General features: G+C 47.3%; 16 protein-coding genes. 7 read left to right on the top strand and 9 right to left on the bottom strand.

The genetic code is table 11. The features are described from left to right. The first annotated feature begins 13 nt into the window (after nucleotides 1-13). Together pcrA and NIES2104_RS05635 are read left to right on the top strand one after the other, a co-directional pair. A complete protein-coding gene (gene pcrA, locus NIES2104_RS05630) occupies nucleotides 14-2,347 on the top strand; it encodes a DNA helicase PcrA (protein WP_058996557.1) in 2,334 nt (777 codons plus the stop codon). A 4-nt stretch (nucleotides 2,348-2,351) separates the two neighbouring features. Continuing rightward, nucleotides 2,352-3,050: a Uma2 family endonuclease gene (locus tag NIES2104_RS05635; RefSeq protein ID WP_058996559.1), complete on the top strand. Its 699-nt coding sequence runs from the start codon at nucleotides 2,352-2,354 to the stop codon at nucleotides 3,048-3,050. Here the strand turns inward: NIES2104_RS05635 and NIES2104_RS05640 are convergent. Together NIES2104_RS05640 and NIES2104_RS05645 are read right to left on the bottom strand one after the other, a co-directional pair. Then, a complete protein-coding gene (locus NIES2104_RS05640) occupies nucleotides 3,027-3,755 on the bottom strand; it encodes a response regulator transcription factor (RefSeq protein WP_058996561.1) in 729 nt (242 codons plus the stop codon). The two genes, NIES2104_RS05635 and NIES2104_RS05640, sit on opposite strands and share 24 nt — an antisense overlap. Nucleotides 3,756-4,068: 313 nt before the next feature. Next, nucleotides 4,069-4,767 carry a pirin family protein gene (locus NIES2104_RS05645; RefSeq protein WP_058996562.1) on the bottom strand — a complete coding sequence of 233 codons (699 nt, stop codon included), beginning with the start codon at nucleotides 4,765-4,767 and terminating at the stop codon, nucleotides 4,069-4,071. A 435-nt stretch (nucleotides 4,768-5,202) separates the two neighbouring features. Here NIES2104_RS05645 and NIES2104_RS05650 point away from each other — a divergent pair, with 435 nt between their 5' ends. Beyond that, complete coding sequence (locus NIES2104_RS05650) at nucleotides 5,203-5,862, top strand: M23 family metallopeptidase (RefSeq protein WP_058996564.1); 660 nt, start codon at nucleotides 5,203-5,205, stop codon at nucleotides 5,860-5,862. Nucleotides 5,863-5,864: 2 nt separating this feature from the next. On the opposite strand, the gene hslO is transcribed toward NIES2104_RS05650, so the two are convergent. Beyond that, nucleotides 5,865-6,758, bottom strand: a complete 894-nt coding sequence (gene hslO, locus NIES2104_RS05655; RefSeq protein WP_058996566.1) for an Hsp33 family molecular chaperone HslO — start codon at nucleotides 6,756-6,758, stop codon at nucleotides 5,865-5,867. A 143-nt stretch (nucleotides 6,759-6,901) separates the two neighbouring features. Further along, nucleotides 6,902-7,684: a PspA/IM30 family protein gene (locus tag NIES2104_RS05660; RefSeq protein WP_058996568.1), complete on the bottom strand. Its 783-nt coding sequence runs from the start codon at nucleotides 7,682-7,684 to the stop codon at nucleotides 6,902-6,904. A 204-nt stretch (nucleotides 7,685-7,888) separates the two neighbouring features. Between NIES2104_RS05660 and NIES2104_RS05665 the strand changes: the two genes are divergently transcribed. Both NIES2104_RS05665 and NIES2104_RS05670 read left to right on the top strand, forming a co-directional pair. Next, nucleotides 7,889-8,440, top strand: coding sequence for an HAD-IIIA family hydrolase (locus tag NIES2104_RS05665; protein WP_058996569.1), 552 nt, complete (start codon nucleotides 7,889-7,891; stop codon nucleotides 8,438-8,440). Nucleotides 8,441-8,503: 63 nt separating this feature from the next. Next, nucleotides 8,504-9,430, top strand: a complete 927-nt coding sequence (locus tag NIES2104_RS05670; protein ID WP_058996571.1) for a methyltransferase domain-containing protein — start codon at nucleotides 8,504-8,506, stop codon at nucleotides 9,428-9,430. On the opposite strand, the gene NIES2104_RS05675 is transcribed toward NIES2104_RS05670, so the two are convergent. The 4 genes from NIES2104_RS05675 to NIES2104_RS05690 all read right to left on the bottom strand — a co-directional run bounded on the left by NIES2104_RS05675 (nucleotide 9,362) and on the right by NIES2104_RS05690 (nucleotide 12,882). Further along, nucleotides 9,362-10,027: a Crp/Fnr family transcriptional regulator gene (locus NIES2104_RS05675; protein WP_058996573.1), complete on the bottom strand. Its 666-nt coding sequence runs from the start codon at nucleotides 10,025-10,027 to the stop codon at nucleotides 9,362-9,364. The two genes, NIES2104_RS05670 and NIES2104_RS05675, sit on opposite strands and share 69 nt — an antisense overlap. A gap of 23 nt (nucleotides 10,028-10,050) precedes the next feature. Then, the gene (locus NIES2104_RS05680; protein WP_058996575.1) at nucleotides 10,051-10,416 is read right to left on the bottom strand and encodes a cupin domain-containing protein; all 366 of its coding nucleotides are present in this window, start codon (nucleotides 10,414-10,416) and stop codon (nucleotides 10,051-10,053) included. Between the two features lie 234 nt (nucleotides 10,417-10,650). Then, nucleotides 10,651-12,276, bottom strand: a complete 1,626-nt coding sequence (locus tag NIES2104_RS05685) for a C39 family peptidase (protein WP_058996576.1) — start codon at nucleotides 12,274-12,276, stop codon at nucleotides 10,651-10,653. A 168-nt stretch (nucleotides 12,277-12,444) separates the two neighbouring features. Then, on the bottom strand, nucleotides 12,445-12,882 hold the full coding sequence (locus tag NIES2104_RS05690; RefSeq protein ID WP_058996578.1) for a peroxiredoxin: 438 nt from the start codon (nucleotides 12,880-12,882) through the stop codon (nucleotides 12,445-12,447). A 222-nt stretch (nucleotides 12,883-13,104) separates the two neighbouring features. On the opposite strand from NIES2104_RS05690, the gene NIES2104_RS05695 reads away from it, so the two are divergent. Further along, on the top strand, nucleotides 13,105-13,842 hold the full coding sequence (locus NIES2104_RS05695) for a response regulator transcription factor (RefSeq protein WP_058996580.1): 738 nt from the start codon (nucleotides 13,105-13,107) through the stop codon (nucleotides 13,840-13,842). Here the strand turns inward: NIES2104_RS05695 and NIES2104_RS05700 are convergent, their stop codons facing one another. Then, the gene (locus NIES2104_RS05700; RefSeq protein ID WP_058996582.1) at nucleotides 13,843-14,100 is read right to left on the bottom strand and encodes a chlororespiratory reduction protein 7; all 258 of its coding nucleotides are present in this window, start codon (nucleotides 14,098-14,100) and stop codon (nucleotides 13,843-13,845) included. A 138-nt stretch (nucleotides 14,101-14,238) separates the two neighbouring features. Here NIES2104_RS05700 and NIES2104_RS05705 point away from each other — a divergent pair, with 138 nt between their 5' ends. Next, complete coding sequence (locus NIES2104_RS05705; RefSeq protein WP_058996584.1) at nucleotides 14,239-15,195, top strand: YegS/Rv2252/BmrU family lipid kinase; 957 nt, start codon at nucleotides 14,239-14,241, stop codon at nucleotides 15,193-15,195. The last annotated feature ends 74 nt before the right edge of the window (nucleotides 15,196-15,269 follow it).

A 15,269-nucleotide genomic window follows, 5' to 3' on the forward strand; every position in this document is an offset into this window, starting at 1 on the left:
GATCGTACCTCTTATGACTGTTGATTTTCTGAGCCATCTTAATCCGTCTCAAAGGCAAGCCGTCCAGCATTTTTGTGGTCCGTTGCTGGTCATCGCTGGCGCGGGTTCAGGAAAAACTAGGGCATTGACGTATCGCATCGCCAATTTAGTGCTGAAACATCGGGTCGATCCAGAGAATATCTTGGCGGTGACGTTTACAAACAAAGCCGCACGAGAAATGAAAGATCGGATCGAGCGATTGTTTGCCGAACAGGAAGCCTTGAGCGAACACGGGAAGCCGCTGGAATCCTTGCCCGGGCATGTTCAGACAAAACTGCGATCGCACATCTACAAAACGATTACCAAAGATCTTTGGATCGGCACCTTTCACGCGCTGTGCTGTCGGATTCTCCGGTTTGATATTGAAAAATTCCAGGACGAGAAAGGGCGGAAATGGACGCGATCGTTTTCGATTTTCGATGAGTCTGATGCTCAGAGCTTGGTGAAAGATATCATCATTAATCAACTGAATATCGACGAAAAGAAATTTGATCCGCGATCGGTTCGATACGCGATCAGCAATGCGAAAAATAAAGGATTATCTCCACGAGATTACGAGAAAGAGCAATCAAATTTTCGCGGAAAAGTCATCGCAAACGTCTACAGTGTTTATCAAGATAAACTTGCTGAAAATAATGCAGTTGATTTCGACGATTTGATCTGGATTCCGGTACAGCTATTTCGCCAAAACGAACAGATTCGCGCATATTGGCACAAACGCTTTAGACATATTTTAGTTGATGAATATCAAGATACAAATCGTACTCAATATGATCTGATTCAGCTATTAGTGACGAATGGAGAAGCAGCCAGCCGATTCGATGACTGGGAGTACCGCTCTGTATTCGTCGTGGGCGATGCCGACCAGTCAATCTACTCATTTCGCATGGCAGATTTCACGATTCTGATGGGATTTCAGCAGGATTTTGGCGATGGTCTGCCCGATGATGATACGCGGACGATGGTGAAATTAGAAGAGAACTATCGATCGACAGAAAACATTCTCCAACTTGCCAACGAACTGATCGAAAATAACACCGAACGCATCGATAAAATTCTCAAACCGACTCGCGGACAAGGCGAAGCAAATTTCTGCTACCGCGCTCAAGATGAAATCGATGAAGCGGAATTTGTTGTTCAACAAATGCGGCGATTAGAGTCAATGAATTCTGACTTGCACTGGGGCAAATTTGCGATTCTTTATCGTACGAATGCTCAATCACGGGCATTTGAAGAAATTCTCGTGCGCTGGGGTGTGCCTTATAAAGTGGTGGGCGGTTTGCGATTCTATGACCGGAAAGAAATTAAAGATGTTCTGGCATATTTGAGAGCGATCGCGAATCCTTCAGACACGCTTAGCCTTTTGCGCGTGATTAATACTCCTCGTCGTGGAGTTGGCAAAACTACGATCGATGCTCTACAAAAAGCTGCGGTTGAACTCGGTGTTCCACTCTGGGAGATTCTCAGCGATGAAACCTCGATCAAAACCTTAGCAGGGCGCTCTTCTAAAGGGGTCGTTCAGTTTGCAAACATTATTCAAAAATGGCGATCGCAGATTGATCAAGTGAGCGCTTCTGAGTTAGTTCAAGGCGTTCTAGAAGACTCCGGTTACATTGCCGATTTAAAAGCTCAAGGCACTGATGAAGCTGAAGATCGCTTACAAAACGTACAAGAGCTATACAACGCAGTACTACAATTCGAGGAAGAAAGCGAAGACGATAAAAGTTTGATTGGTTTCCTAGCAAATGCGTCTCTAGCTTCAGACCTGGATGATGTCGAAGAGGAATCGACCAAGGTTTCACTGATGACCTTGCACTCATCTAAAGGCTTGGAATTCCCGATCGTATTTCTAGTAGGCTTAGAGCAAGGACTGTTTCCGAGCTTTCGATCGCTTGATGATCCAGCCGCGATCGAAGAAGAACGCCGCCTGTGTTATGTCGGTATCACCCGCGCTCAAGAACGCCTCTTTCTATCCCACGCCCGCGAACGCCGATTGTATGGAAATCGCGAACCCGCCAGCCCATCGTTATTCTTGGGTGAAATGCCGCGTGAACTGTTGGAAAGCAACATGAAAACATCGATTCCCAAGAAGTTCACAACGAAACCTGCCGCTCCTGTCGTTCAGAATGTTGATACCGATTGGAGTGTTGGCGATCGCGTCATGCACAGCCAATTCGGAATCGGTGAAATTACGAATATCTTTGGAACTGGCAACAAGGCAACATTAGCCATTCGATTTGATAACCTAACTGGAATGAAGCGTAAGATTTTGCCGATTAGCGATCGCGCTTTAACCTCGATCGATTAACCCTATGGTCAGTCACTCTTCAAAACCTCAAACCGCTGTACCGCCGTTAGAAAATGGCGATCGTTTATCGCGTAGAGAATTCGAGCGTCGATATGCTGCTGCACCTCATCTCAAAAAAGCTGAACTGATCGAAGGAGTCGTTTACGTGGCAGCCGCACTACGTTTTAGAAGTCATGGTCAACCTCATGCCCAGTTGATCGGCTGGCTGTTCAACTATCAAATTGCAACGATCGGAACCGCTTTAGCAGACAATACTACTGTTCGATTAGATCTCGACAATGAACCTCAACCAGACATCGCGCTATTTATCGAACCTGAATTCGGCGGACGAGTGCAAATTTCAAGTGATGACTATCTTGAAGGCGCACCCGAACTGATTGCCGAAATCGCCGCGAGTAGTGCCACTTATGACTTAGGCGACAAGAAAAAAGCTTATCGTCGCAACGGAGTTCGGGAATATCTCGTGTGGCAAATGTTCGAGAATAAATTCGATTGGTTTGTGCTGCAAGACGATGAATACGTGCCGCTATTACCCGACGAAACGGGCATCATTCGCAGTCAGACCTTTCCAGGGTTGTGGCTTGCGATCGATTCCCTACTGAACGGTGAAATGCTTCAAGTCATGGCAACGTTACAGCAAGGATTGAATTCACCGGAACATCAAACATTTGTGCAGCGCCTAACCAACCAATCCCGATCGTAATGCTCTCACGGCTGCCTGAGTTCGATCGTCGGCGCACAGCTTGTTTAGAATGTTCCGAACGTGCGTCTTCACTGTTCCTACCGTGATGTAGAGCTTTTCTGCGATCGCGGCATTACTACAACCATCTACGATCAATTGCAGTACTTCCAATTCGCGATCGGTTAGCGGATAAGCTTCAATGATTTGGTTGTACTCCGGTTCAGTTGCCGTAATCGAAACTTGTTGAGCTTCAGGAATTGGTGTCCCATTTTGCGGAATGCTCGATTGAGTTTGGCGCAGAACTACACGAGCGATCGCGGGATCAATCCACGAGTTGCCTTCTTGAGTCACTCGCAGCGCATCGACTAACTGATCTAAACTGACATCTTTCATACAGTAAGAATCTGCGCCCGCTGCAAAAGCTGCAAGCACTGTATCTTCTTGATCTTGTAGCGTTAAGATTAAAACTTTTGTATTCGGTTGATCTTCCATTTGAGCTTGCGCCTGACGAAATCGCCGGGTGAGTTCAATGCCATCGATATCCGGTAAACCAATATCTACGATCGCGACATCCGGCTTCAAATTTGTTAACAGCTTTAATCCATCGGTTCCATTCGCTGCTTCTCCGACGACTTGGAACCCTGATCTTTGCTGCAATGCTGTTTTCATGCCGACTCTCGTTAAGTCGTGGTCTTCAATCAGCGTAATCCGAATGTCATTTGTCATATCAAAGAACTCCCACAATGTTTAGAAAATATCAGAATTGCATAGAAATATATCGATCTACCGTACAGTTTTTTAGGCGACCCCTATTAGAAATCCATACAAAGATAGTCAATTTTAGGCTGTTTTAAACATAGTCATAAAACGGCTGTTTCAATGTATAGCTTGTGGCATACAACTTAGGTCAGATCTTTGTAATTAAGCAGTTGAAATTGTTAGAAATATAAGACGCTAGACTCAGAAATTCGCTCAATTCTTTCACATACTGTAATAAAAAAATGGCACCCATGTACTAACACAGATGCCATCACAAGAACTATGCCAGGTCGAAGATAAGAACTTCAGCATCTTCTTGTCCAATCAGCGCTAAGGTCGGCTCTGCGTTGATCGCCGCCGCATCCCCAACTGTCAAAACTTCGCCATTCACGATCGCTGATCCCCGTGCGACTTGCACCCAGAGATGACGATCTTGCCCAATCTCGTGAGTGACTTTCTCCCCATTGCCCAACACCGTAGCGTACAAGTTCAAATCCTGATGCACTGTCACCGAGCCATCTCGCCCATCTTGCGAAGCAATTAACCGGAGTTGTCCTCGCTTTTCTTCTGGTGTGTAAAACTTCTGCTCATAGCCAGGAGTTAAGCTCGATCGTTCTGGCAAGATCCAAATTTGCAGAAGATGAACTGCATCGGTTTTAGAAGCGTTGTATTCGCTGTGAGTGACACCTGTGCCAGCGGTCATGCGCTGCACTTCACCCGGACGAATCACGGCTTGATTTCCCATGCTGTCTTTGTGTTCTAATTCGCCTTCTAGCACGTAGGTAATGATCTCCATATCGCGATGGGAATGCGGCGCAAATCCACCGCCGCCTGCAACTCGATCGTCATTGATGACCCGCAGTGTACGAAAGCCCATGTGTGCCGAATCGTAATAGTTCGCGAAAGAAAAGGTGTGGTAAGAGTCCAGCCAGCCGTGATTTGCATGTCCCCGATCGTTTGCTTTACGAAGTGTCAGCATTGAAACCTCCTCTTTAGAATTGTTCGAGTTAGTACTTTATAAGTATAACACAAACAGTCTTAACCCAAACAATTCAGATCGGGATTTGACTCAATCCGTAAGAATTCAGAAAAGTTCAGCAAGATTTTATGGAAACGATCGAGACCCGTTTCAGTACAAGTAAACAAATCTACCGACTTTCCGCCTCAGTAAACTGTTCAAGCTGTTTTACCGTTGCGTAACTTGTTCGGAGGAACATAAAGTTTTCATGAGGCAACCGTAATATAACGGAAAGATTTCACGTAGTTTTGCAGGAAATCACGAGGTCTATGAAGATTTTTTGTGATTAAATGACCAGTGACGAACCGCACTAAACTCTGAATCTCGCTTCCAGAGTTCAGTCTGCGCTTCGTCGTTTTGCATCTGCCAACACTCTTCACACACAAGGAGAAATGAATGAGGCAATTCTGGAGGTCACTCATTGTTCGATCGCGCTTTACCCTAAACCGATGTTTGCCAAACCGATTTTTAATTGTGATTGCGCTCTCGTTTCTTGGCGCGATTGCACTTTCTTGGGGACAGCACGGGCTACTAGCGATCGAAGCTAATTTACAAGCTACTGGAAGCACCTGGCAGGGGGCATCCTTCCCAGTGGAGAACTTCCAAGGCTATACCTCTCCGTTTGGGTATCGGACTTCACCCGACGGCGGATATACCAGAGAATTTCATCGCGGCTTGGACATGGCAGCCCCAGAAGGAAGCTACATTCGTAACTGGTGGGCGGGAAGAGTGGTTGAAGTGTCAGATGGCAGCGCTTGTGGAACGTCGATCGTGATTCAATCCGGCGACTGGGAGCATATCTATTGCCATATGCAAGGCTCGGCTGGTCGTGACGGTCAAGGCAAGTTTATTCGATCGGGCGATGTCCGAATTTATGAAGGTCAAATGGTCGGCGCGGGAGATCGGATTGGTCGCGTTGGGATGACTGGACGTACAACCGGACCGCACTTGCACTGGGGATTAAAATACGCGAGTCAATGGGTCGATCCGGCTCTCGTGCTCCGAGCGATGTATGCGGAACAAAGTGGACAGCCTGTTTCAAGCCGCCCACAGTAGAATCATTGCGCTTCTTTCAGTTCATCGATCAACTGTTCTAGTTGATCGATGTTTGCTTTGTAGACTTCGCCGCAAAAATGACAGGTTGCCTCAGCTCCTTTATCGGTTTCGATCATGTCACGTAGTTCGGCTTCTCCTAACAGTTTGAGCGCACCCAGAACGCGATCGACCGAACATCCACAGTGAAAGCGCACAATCTGAGATGGGAAAATCTCTAATCCCAAATCTCCCAGTAATTCCTCGAAAATCGTCGGTAGCGTTTTCCCGGCTTGTAACAAGGGCGTGAATCCTTGAAGGGTCGATAACCGAGACTCTAAAAGTTCGACGAGTGCTGGATCACTCGCGGCTTTCGGCAAGATCTGAACCAGCAATCCGCCTGCGGCTTGTACCCCGTTTGGATCAACGAATACGCCTAGAAAGAGCGCAGAAGGCGTTTGTTCTGAAGTTACCAAGTAATTTGTGATGTCGTCCCCAATTTCGCCGGAAACCAGTTCTACGGTGCTGCTGTAAGGATAACCGTATCCAACATCGCGAACCACATACACGTAGCCATCAGTACCGATCGCGCCTCCAACATCAAGCTTTCCTTTCGCGTTCGGAGGCAATTCGACATCGGGATGATCTACATAACCGCGCACCGTTCCATCGGTGCCTGCATCAACCATCAACCCGCCCATTGGACCATTGCCTCGAATGCGAATATTGACGCGAGATTCCGATCGCTTCATACTCGATGCCAGCAATAAACCTGCTGACATCGATCTGCCGAGTGCAGCGGTCGCAACGTAGGACAATTTGTGGCGCTGTCTTGCTTCTTCGCTAAGACGGGTCGTGATCACTCCGACTGCCCGGATTCCACCATCGGCGGCAGTGGCTCGAATTAACTGGTCAGCCATGAAAAACCTTTTCGTTCCAATCTAGAGACTCTTTGATTGTAACGATTTCTTAGTAATAAATGGGGAGTCGGGAGTAGGGGGTAGGGAGTTGAATTTTTAAGGCACGCTACGCAGCATTGCTCTCCCCACTCCCCACTCTGGACTTACAGACTGTCCAACTGCTTCTTAAGGTCTTCCAACTCCGAATCGATCGCGGCATCTTTCGGAGCCTGCGTTGCCTGCGGTTGCCCAGTTGAAGTTCCCGGTAACGACTGCTGCGGTTGCGCTGAGCCGGCTAACATCTGCTGCTTCATCGCTTCGAGTTCGAGATCGACATCCCCCGATTCGAGCGATCGAAACTGCGATTCGAGGTCGGCTCCTGCGAGTTCCGATGCGGCTTGCGATCGCGCTTCAAGCTGCAATACCTTATCCTCCATCCGCTCGAAGGCTGCCATCGCGGTATTGGTTCCCATGTTGCTCACCATACCTTGGAGTTGCTCTTGTGCCTTCGCTGCACTCGCACGGGCTTTGAGCATATCCTTCTTGGTCTTGGCTTCTGAGATCTTGCCTTCGAGCGCGATCAGACTGCGCTTGAGAGTGTCAACCTGAGAGGTCTGGGTATCGAGTTGGGTTTTGAGCGCGGTTGCGGTTTCGGTGTGGGTTTTCTTGCGGGTGAGAGCTTCACGCGCAAGATTTTCGTCGCCCTTCGTCAGTGCCAATTGTGCCCGTTGTTGCCAATTATTGGATTCAGTCTGGGCTTGATTGTACTGCTGCTGGCTGCGTTTTTGAGACGCGATCGCTTGTGCCACCGCTTGACGAAGCTGCACCAAGTCTTCCTGCATATCGATCACGGCTTGTTCCAGAATTTTTTCTGGATCTTCAGCCTTGCTTACCATGTCATTCACGTTGGAGCGGACAACGCGGCTGATGCGGTCAAATAATCCCATAGGTCTTTCCTTTTGGTGGTTCTTAGAGTTCAGTTGCCGTTGCTTATACGTTAGCCCACACCGCTGAGTTTGCAGTAGGTTTGGCTCTCCCCTTAAAGTAAGGGACGGAGCCACGTCAGATATGCAAATCGGGCAGCTTCTTTATAGTTTAAAAACTTCACAGGCAAATCGGTAAGTTTCGCAGAATTTTTTTGGAGTTGGGTTATGGTTCCGGCTGTGTTTCTCGATAAGGATGGGACGCTGATTCCCGATATTCCCTATAACGTGGAGCCGAGCAAGATTACGCTTGCCGATTTTGCTCAGGTGGCGTTGGGGAAACTCAGCGATCGAGGATTTAAACTCATCGTGATTTCCAATCAGTCTGGAGTGGCTCGCGGATATTTTCCCGAATCGGCTCTGATTGACGTTGAGCGGCGATTACAAGGATTACTCAGCCCGGTTCGATTAGATGGGTTCTATTACTGCCCACATCACCCGCAAGGGAAAGTTTCAGACTATCGTATCGAGTGCGACTGTCGGAAACCGAAAGCGGGAATGTTGCTGAAGGCGGCAAGAGAGCATGAAATTGATCTAGCTCGATCGTGGATGATTGGCGATATTTTGAACGATGTGGAGGCGGGGAGAACGGCGGGATGTCGATCGATTTTGATCGATAACGGCAATGAGACTGAATGGATTCTGAATGCGGCACGAGAGCCACATTTTCGAGTCGCGAATTTAGCAGAAGCAGCAGAGATTATTCTGGAGCAAATCTAACTTTTATTTCTGCGGCATGGCTGAGAAACTTTTAAGATAGGTAAAGTCCCGCTCTTAAGTTTTATGAACGTCATTTGGCTACTCTCTCTCGGAACGGCTGGCTTAGTCCTGATTTATCTTTTGAATCCGCGTCGGTATCAGTCGGGTGATTCGGTTGCGAATGCGTATGATGAATGGACGCAAGACGGCATTCTCGAATTCTACTGGGGGGAACATATCCATTTAGGTCACTATGGTTCTCCGCCTCGCTCTAAAGACTTTCTGCAAGCAAAATCAGACTTTGTGCATGAAATGGTGCGGTGGGGTGGATTAGACAAATTGCCCGCAGGCACAACCGTTTTAGATGTCGGGTGTGGCATTGGTGGAAGTAGTCGAATTCTGGCAGCCGACTATCGCTTTGATGTCACAGGAATTACGATTAGTCCGGGACAAGTAAAACGAGCGCAAGAACTAACGCCACCCGAAGTCACAGCAAAGTTTCAGCAAGACGATGCTATGAATTTATCATTTGCAGATTCTAGCTTTGATGTAGTGTGGTGTATCGAAGCAGGTCCACACATGCCTGATAAAGCGGTGTTCGCCAAAGAACTGATGAGAGTTCTAAAGCCCGGTGGAATCCTAGTCGTTGCAGATTGGAATCAGAGAGACGCGAGACAGAAACCTTTAGTGTTGTGGGAACAGTTAGTGATGCGGCAATTGCTCGACCAATGGGCACATCCTGAGTTTGCCAGCATCGAGGGATTTGCTGAACTGTTAGAAGCTACGCATTTGACCGCTGGATCAGTTCAAACGGCGGATTGGACACCGGAAACATTACCGTCTTGGCTCGATTCAATCTGGCAAGGAATCGCACGTCCCGCAGGGTTAATTCGTTTCGGCGTGTCTGGACTGATCAAATCGATCAGAGAAGTTCCAACGTTGTTATTGATGCAATTGGCGTTTGGTGCTGGTTTGTGTCGATTTGGAATGTTCCGAGCCGTCAGAAAGTAAGGGTCGTGTGGAATGGTCATCTTGACCGTTCCTGCATTCTTCGATCGATAACAAAATCCGATGCTGTCGAAGTTGTTTTAGCTTTCCAGCATCTTCTAATTCTCTTAAAGTTCGCGTGACTGTCACTCTGGTTGATCCAATAAATTCAGAGAGTGCTTGATGTGTGAGTGGTAGATTCAAGAGATAGCCTTGATCAACCACAGTTCCAAACCGTTGAGCGAACCAATGTAATAGTCTTAGCAATCGAGTCGAAACTTGTCTCGTATTCGCAAGACTTAGCAAAGTTTCTACCTGCTGAATGTGTGCGAACAATCTTTCTGAACTACAGTCAGCCAAATCAATCTGACGTGCTTCAACTGGTGTTAGACATTCAATCTGATAAGGATTCATCTTTGAGAATGCTCGTCCAACGACATCTCCTTTACCCCAAATTCCTAGAGCAACGATCGTTCCAGTCATATCCCAAGTCAGCGTCCGCACGTAGCCCGATTCGATCGACCAAAGCACGTCTAAATCTAATGGAATCTGTTCTCGACGCTGAAACGATCGACGAAATGCAATCCGCTGTGTGACGGGAGGCGAACAAGAAATCAGCATGGTTAGTGTTGTGTGTGAGTGAACTATAGATTGATAATCCAAGGAGAAGCAAGCATTGGATCAGGATGGCAACGATTGAGAAAAAAGATCAGTTTAGAATCTGCTTTCAAGGTGTGATGAGTCATTGCTGGAATGAAGACGAACATTCCAGGCTCTAACTGTACTTGCTCATCATTGATCACGAGATTGCCCGTTCCTTCGAGAACAGCGATCGACACATCTTGAGCCTCACACAGTTCTGGTAACTGTACTTCTGCACCCAAGCTCATCAAGTTTTGCTGATATCCATCGCTGTGCTGAACAATCTCGACATTCAGAACTTGATGAGCTTGGATCTCAATAGGTAAGAGCTGTAAATGGAACGATCGACGAATCGTAGAAGCTTGCATTTAGAATTTCTCCTGCATTCAAAAGTTAGAAAATGCCTGAAACCAACCTGCGCGATCTCAGGCAGAACAGCAATAAAACTAGAGTTTGAAAGATCGCCTTATTGAAACTTCTTCTCAACTGCTGACGAAAGTTATCTTACCAGACTATTGCAATAAGGTGTCAATAGAAGATCTTTGATTTCAATAAAAAAGCCCGCCGCAGCGGACTCATTAGATTTCAAATTTGAATCGGTACTACGCTCTTCGGCGAATGAAATGCGCCCAAACTTTCCCATCTGGACCGCAGACCCGATTCGTATAGTCGTAGGGATAAAGCAGCTTCCGTCCTTCTGTATTCGCGTACCCAGTCAACGCATCGCCCCAAGGATCATTCACAATGAATCCGTCTGGAGTGTAACCAATCACCGTGACAATGTGACCATAAGATGTGAACATGCCACAAAGCACAACCGGACGACCATTGATCAATTCTTCTCGCACATCGCGGAATGTCCAAGTCGTGCTGAACACGCCATCATAGCCATAAGCATTGATTAGATTGGTTAAAGTATTGTGATTGATTTGGGAGCCTTCGCCATCTTTGTTAAAGCACCACTGCAACAGTTCATCCTCAAGTTGGCTTCCCCACCGGGCGCGAGTTCCAAGATAGTACATGCACATCGCGATCGCAGTCACATTACAAGTAGACCAATAAAATCGCGGATTGTCCCGCTGCGAAAAGTAAGGAACATTCAATTCAACTGTGCCAGGAATCGGATTAAACGCCCGATTGCCTCGACTCATCTGCACAAAATCCGGGAACACAAAGCCTGTATTACCAAAATTTGGTAGCTCTTCGTTTAGCGATACTTTGATATGTCCGCCTTGAATCATGTAGCTCGACACACCATAAAACTGATTCGCGTTAAACGTTGCTCGCTCGTCGGGTTGAAGCTGTGACGAATCTACTGGACGCTTTTTGATAATCGTGTCACGCAAGGCAGTCAGTAGCAGCGCACTCGAATCATAAGGAATTTCTCTTCCGTTGCGCTTGATTTGAGCATATTGCCAGAAAATAAAGCCACGATCGCCAAATCCAGGAATCGCATCTTTGAGCGTCACCCGAAAATGTCCACGAGTGCAGGCATATCCGGTAATTTGAAACACCTGACCTTCTAGCACATTCGTTCTTTGATTCGCAGGTAAGGTCGAAGAATCGGCTGGCGAAGTTTTTAGAAAGGTCGTTTGAGTAATGAGGATCTGTGCCGCTAAAGGAATATCAGGAACATCATCAAGCGAAAATCTGAAAATTTGCGAACCTTTTGAAAGCTGAACGTGATCTTCGTAGAAATAGCCAAAACTCCCGATCGGCGCGATCGCACTTCCCAACTCTAGTTTCAAATGCCCATCGATAAAGCCATACCGTCTCACCGGATAGGTTTGTCCCGCTTTGACTAAAATCTTCTGCTGATTGTTCAATCGGGCTGAATCATCGGTCGAAACTTTGAAAAATGTATCCTGCAGCAATTTCACACTTAAGTCCTGTCCGACCGTCAGCGGATCACGACTCACCGTAAGGTAGAACACGCGATTTTCAATCAGTTTATTGCTGGCATCAAATCCACGTAATCTGATCCAACGCGCTCCGGGTGTGCTAAATCCTCGCGGCATGGAAACCTGCCACGTTCCATTACTCAGCGTTACACCTAAGTTCGCTTTATCTTCTGCCATCACTGTGATGCGTCTGATCCGTCCGGCATCATAACTGCCCTTCAGCACCACAGGCTTATTCACTAATACTTCTAACGGTCCTGCATAAGTTGGAGGTGCATTACCCCCTCCAGAAGTGAGTTCACTGACTTCGATCGTTGTATCAGTCATGCGTTATTTCTCCTCGATCGTGAGCAAAAACAGAGACGGACTATTTGCGCGATCGGATGCGCCCCTGTGCGGTAAATGTGCCTCTAATATACTCTTGCTCTCTTAGCTAAAAAAAGAATCTCTCGATCGACAAAGCGCGATCGAGAGATTCTACAAAGTCAGACCAATTTAAACAGCTAACTGCTGCAAGATATCTGCTGCATGAGAATCCGTTTGAATCGTCGTATAAACCTGAGCGATCTTGCCATCCGCACCCACAATGTAAGTCACGCGCTTAGAATAGCCGCCACCATCGACATCGTACGCCTTCGTAATCCCGCCATTGATATCTGCCAACAACGGGAAAGGCAGACTATATTTCTCAGTAAAGCGCTGGTGTGAAGCCTCATCATCCATGCTCACGCCAAATACTGGAATTCCTTTGCTCGTGTACTGAGCGTAATTATCGCGGAAACTGCAAGCCTCCTTGGTGCAGCCGGGCGTGTCATCTTTCGGGTAGAAATACAGCACCACAGTTTGCCCCGCATAGTCAGAAAGCTTGACCGTATTGCCATTCGTATCTTTTACGGTGAAATCGGGGGCAGTATCGCCAACATTGAGTGGCATAAGGATGACTCCTAGAATTTGTGTTCCGTCACAAATTGTAATCTTTCTCGCTCTACGTTTTCACCGCAAAGAATTTCACTCTGATAAAGTCTATTTTTTCGATGGAATTATCTTTATATATCGAAAGAAATTAGATCCTTGCGTATAATCTGAGCAGGAAAGTTTATAAAGTCTTGAGCTTTGGCTCTCAATCAACCTCCCTTTAGCAAGAAGAGATTAACCATGCCCAGAATTCTGGTGATCGATGACGATCCCGCGATCGCTGAACTCGTTGCAGTCAACCTAGAGATGGCTGGCTATGATGTCAGCCAAGCTTCAGATGGCACACGTGGACAAGCTCTCGCACTCCAGCTTCAACCCGATCTCATTCTGTTAGATCTGATGCTGCCTCAAGTCGATGGCTTTACGATTTGTCAAAGAATCCGCCGCGACGACCGCACCGCAGATATTCCAGTTCTGATGCTCACCGCTTTGAGCCAGACTCAAAATAAAGTTGAAGGCTTCAATGCGGGCGCAGACGACTACTTGACGAAGCCGTTTGAAGTCGAGGAAATGTTAGCGCGAGTTCGAGCACTCTTGAGAAGAACCGATCGCATTCCTCAAGCCGCGAAACATTCAGAGATTCTCAGCTACGGTCCTTTGATCCTCGTGCCAGAACGCTTTGAGGCGATTTGGTTTGGCAGAACGGTCAAGCTCACTCACTTAGAATTTGAACTGCTGCACTGTCTACTTCAGCGCCATGGTCAAACCGTTTCACCAAGCGAAATCCTCAAAGAAGTCTGGGGCTACGATCCCGATGATGATATTGAGACGATTCGGGTACATGTCCGGCATTTGAGAACCAAGCTCGAACCCGATCCCCGACATCCCAAATACATCAAAACTGTGTACGGTGCGGGATACTGTCTAGAACTGCCAAGTGAAAGTGTCTCGATCGAAGAAGAGAAACTCGCAGGCTGATCATTTTTCGAGCCGAATCGCGTACCACTGTAGATACTCACCGGGAGCCATACTTAGCTCACAGGTGGTATCGATCAGGTAGCGAATTTGAGCTTCAATTTCACCTGCTTGTTTTACATCCGCAGGCAAATCATTCTGTCTTGCTGCGAGAATCGATCGCAGTTTTTCATTTAGTTCCGCTGCCGTTAGGATGACTTCAGGTTGATTTGTTTCGAGCACTACGAAATGCTCTTCGTCGTATAGAGTTGCGGCAGACATGAGAATGCTAGAGGGAGGTCAGGGACATTCTCATTTTGGCATCTCTGTGAGGGATTCAAGAGCAAAATCATCCAGAAGTCAGACCTCGATCGCTCTGTGGGCGTGATATCCAGGAAATACTATATTTCTTGAATCCCTATGCAAACGGCACATTTAATTTTTAATCCAGTGGCGGGTCAGGGAGACGCAGACCAGGAACTTGAACTGATTCAACGCCTGTTAAGCGAAAAGTTTGATCTCAAAACGAAATTAACAACACCCGATCGCGATGCCGATGAATTGGCGAAAGAGTCGGTGCAAGAAGGTGCAGAAGCAATCTTTGTTTCGGGTGGAGATGGAACCGTTTCGAGTGCTGCCGCTGCTGTGATTCGTACCGGGATTCCTTTAGGCGTGATTGCACGAGGAACCGCGAATGCGTTTGCAAATGCGCTCTCGATTCCGACCACGATCGAAGCTGCTTGCGAAAATATTTTGAAGATGCAAACGAAAACCGTCGATGTCGCCTTTTGTAATGGTCGCCCGATGGTGCTGTTAGCGGGGATCGGATTTGAAGCGGAAACCGTTCGGCTTGCCAACCGGGAAACGAAAGATCGATTCGGGATTCTCGCTTATGTGATTGCAGGGTTACGTCAGCTTCGGAATCTCGATCATTTTGAAGCAGAAGTCGAAACCGATGATAAAGTGCTGTCTTTTACCGCTTCAGCGCTGACGGTCGCGAATGCGGCTCCAGCGACTTCTGTGCTCGCTCAAGGTCCCGCAGGTTTGGTTGTCGATGATGGGTTGCTTGACTTAACGATCGTGGCTCCCGCCAATCGAACAAGCGCGATCGCGGCAACTTATCACCTGCTTCAATCGGCTCTTAGTGGCAATCCCGCCGAACGCGATGACATCGGTTACATCAGATCTAAGCGATTCAGAATTAATACAAATCCACCGCAGCGCGTCGTTCTAGATGGCGAAATGGTCGGGACAACACCGATCGATGTCGAATGTATTCCCGCTGGACTCACCATTTTTATGGACGACCCAGAAGCCAATATTCCCACGGAAAAGATCAACGGGTTGCCTGATCTAGTCGTCGAAACTAAAGATTAGGGATCAGAACGATCAAGAAGCCAATCTAATCCTTTATAAAGAAGAAAGGGACTGCTCCGAAGCAATTCCGAAAA

The organism is Leptolyngbya sp. NIES-2104, from assembly GCF_001485215.1.
Taxonomy (GTDB): Bacteria; Cyanobacteriota; Cyanobacteriia; order Leptolyngbyales; family Leptolyngbyaceae; genus Leptolyngbya.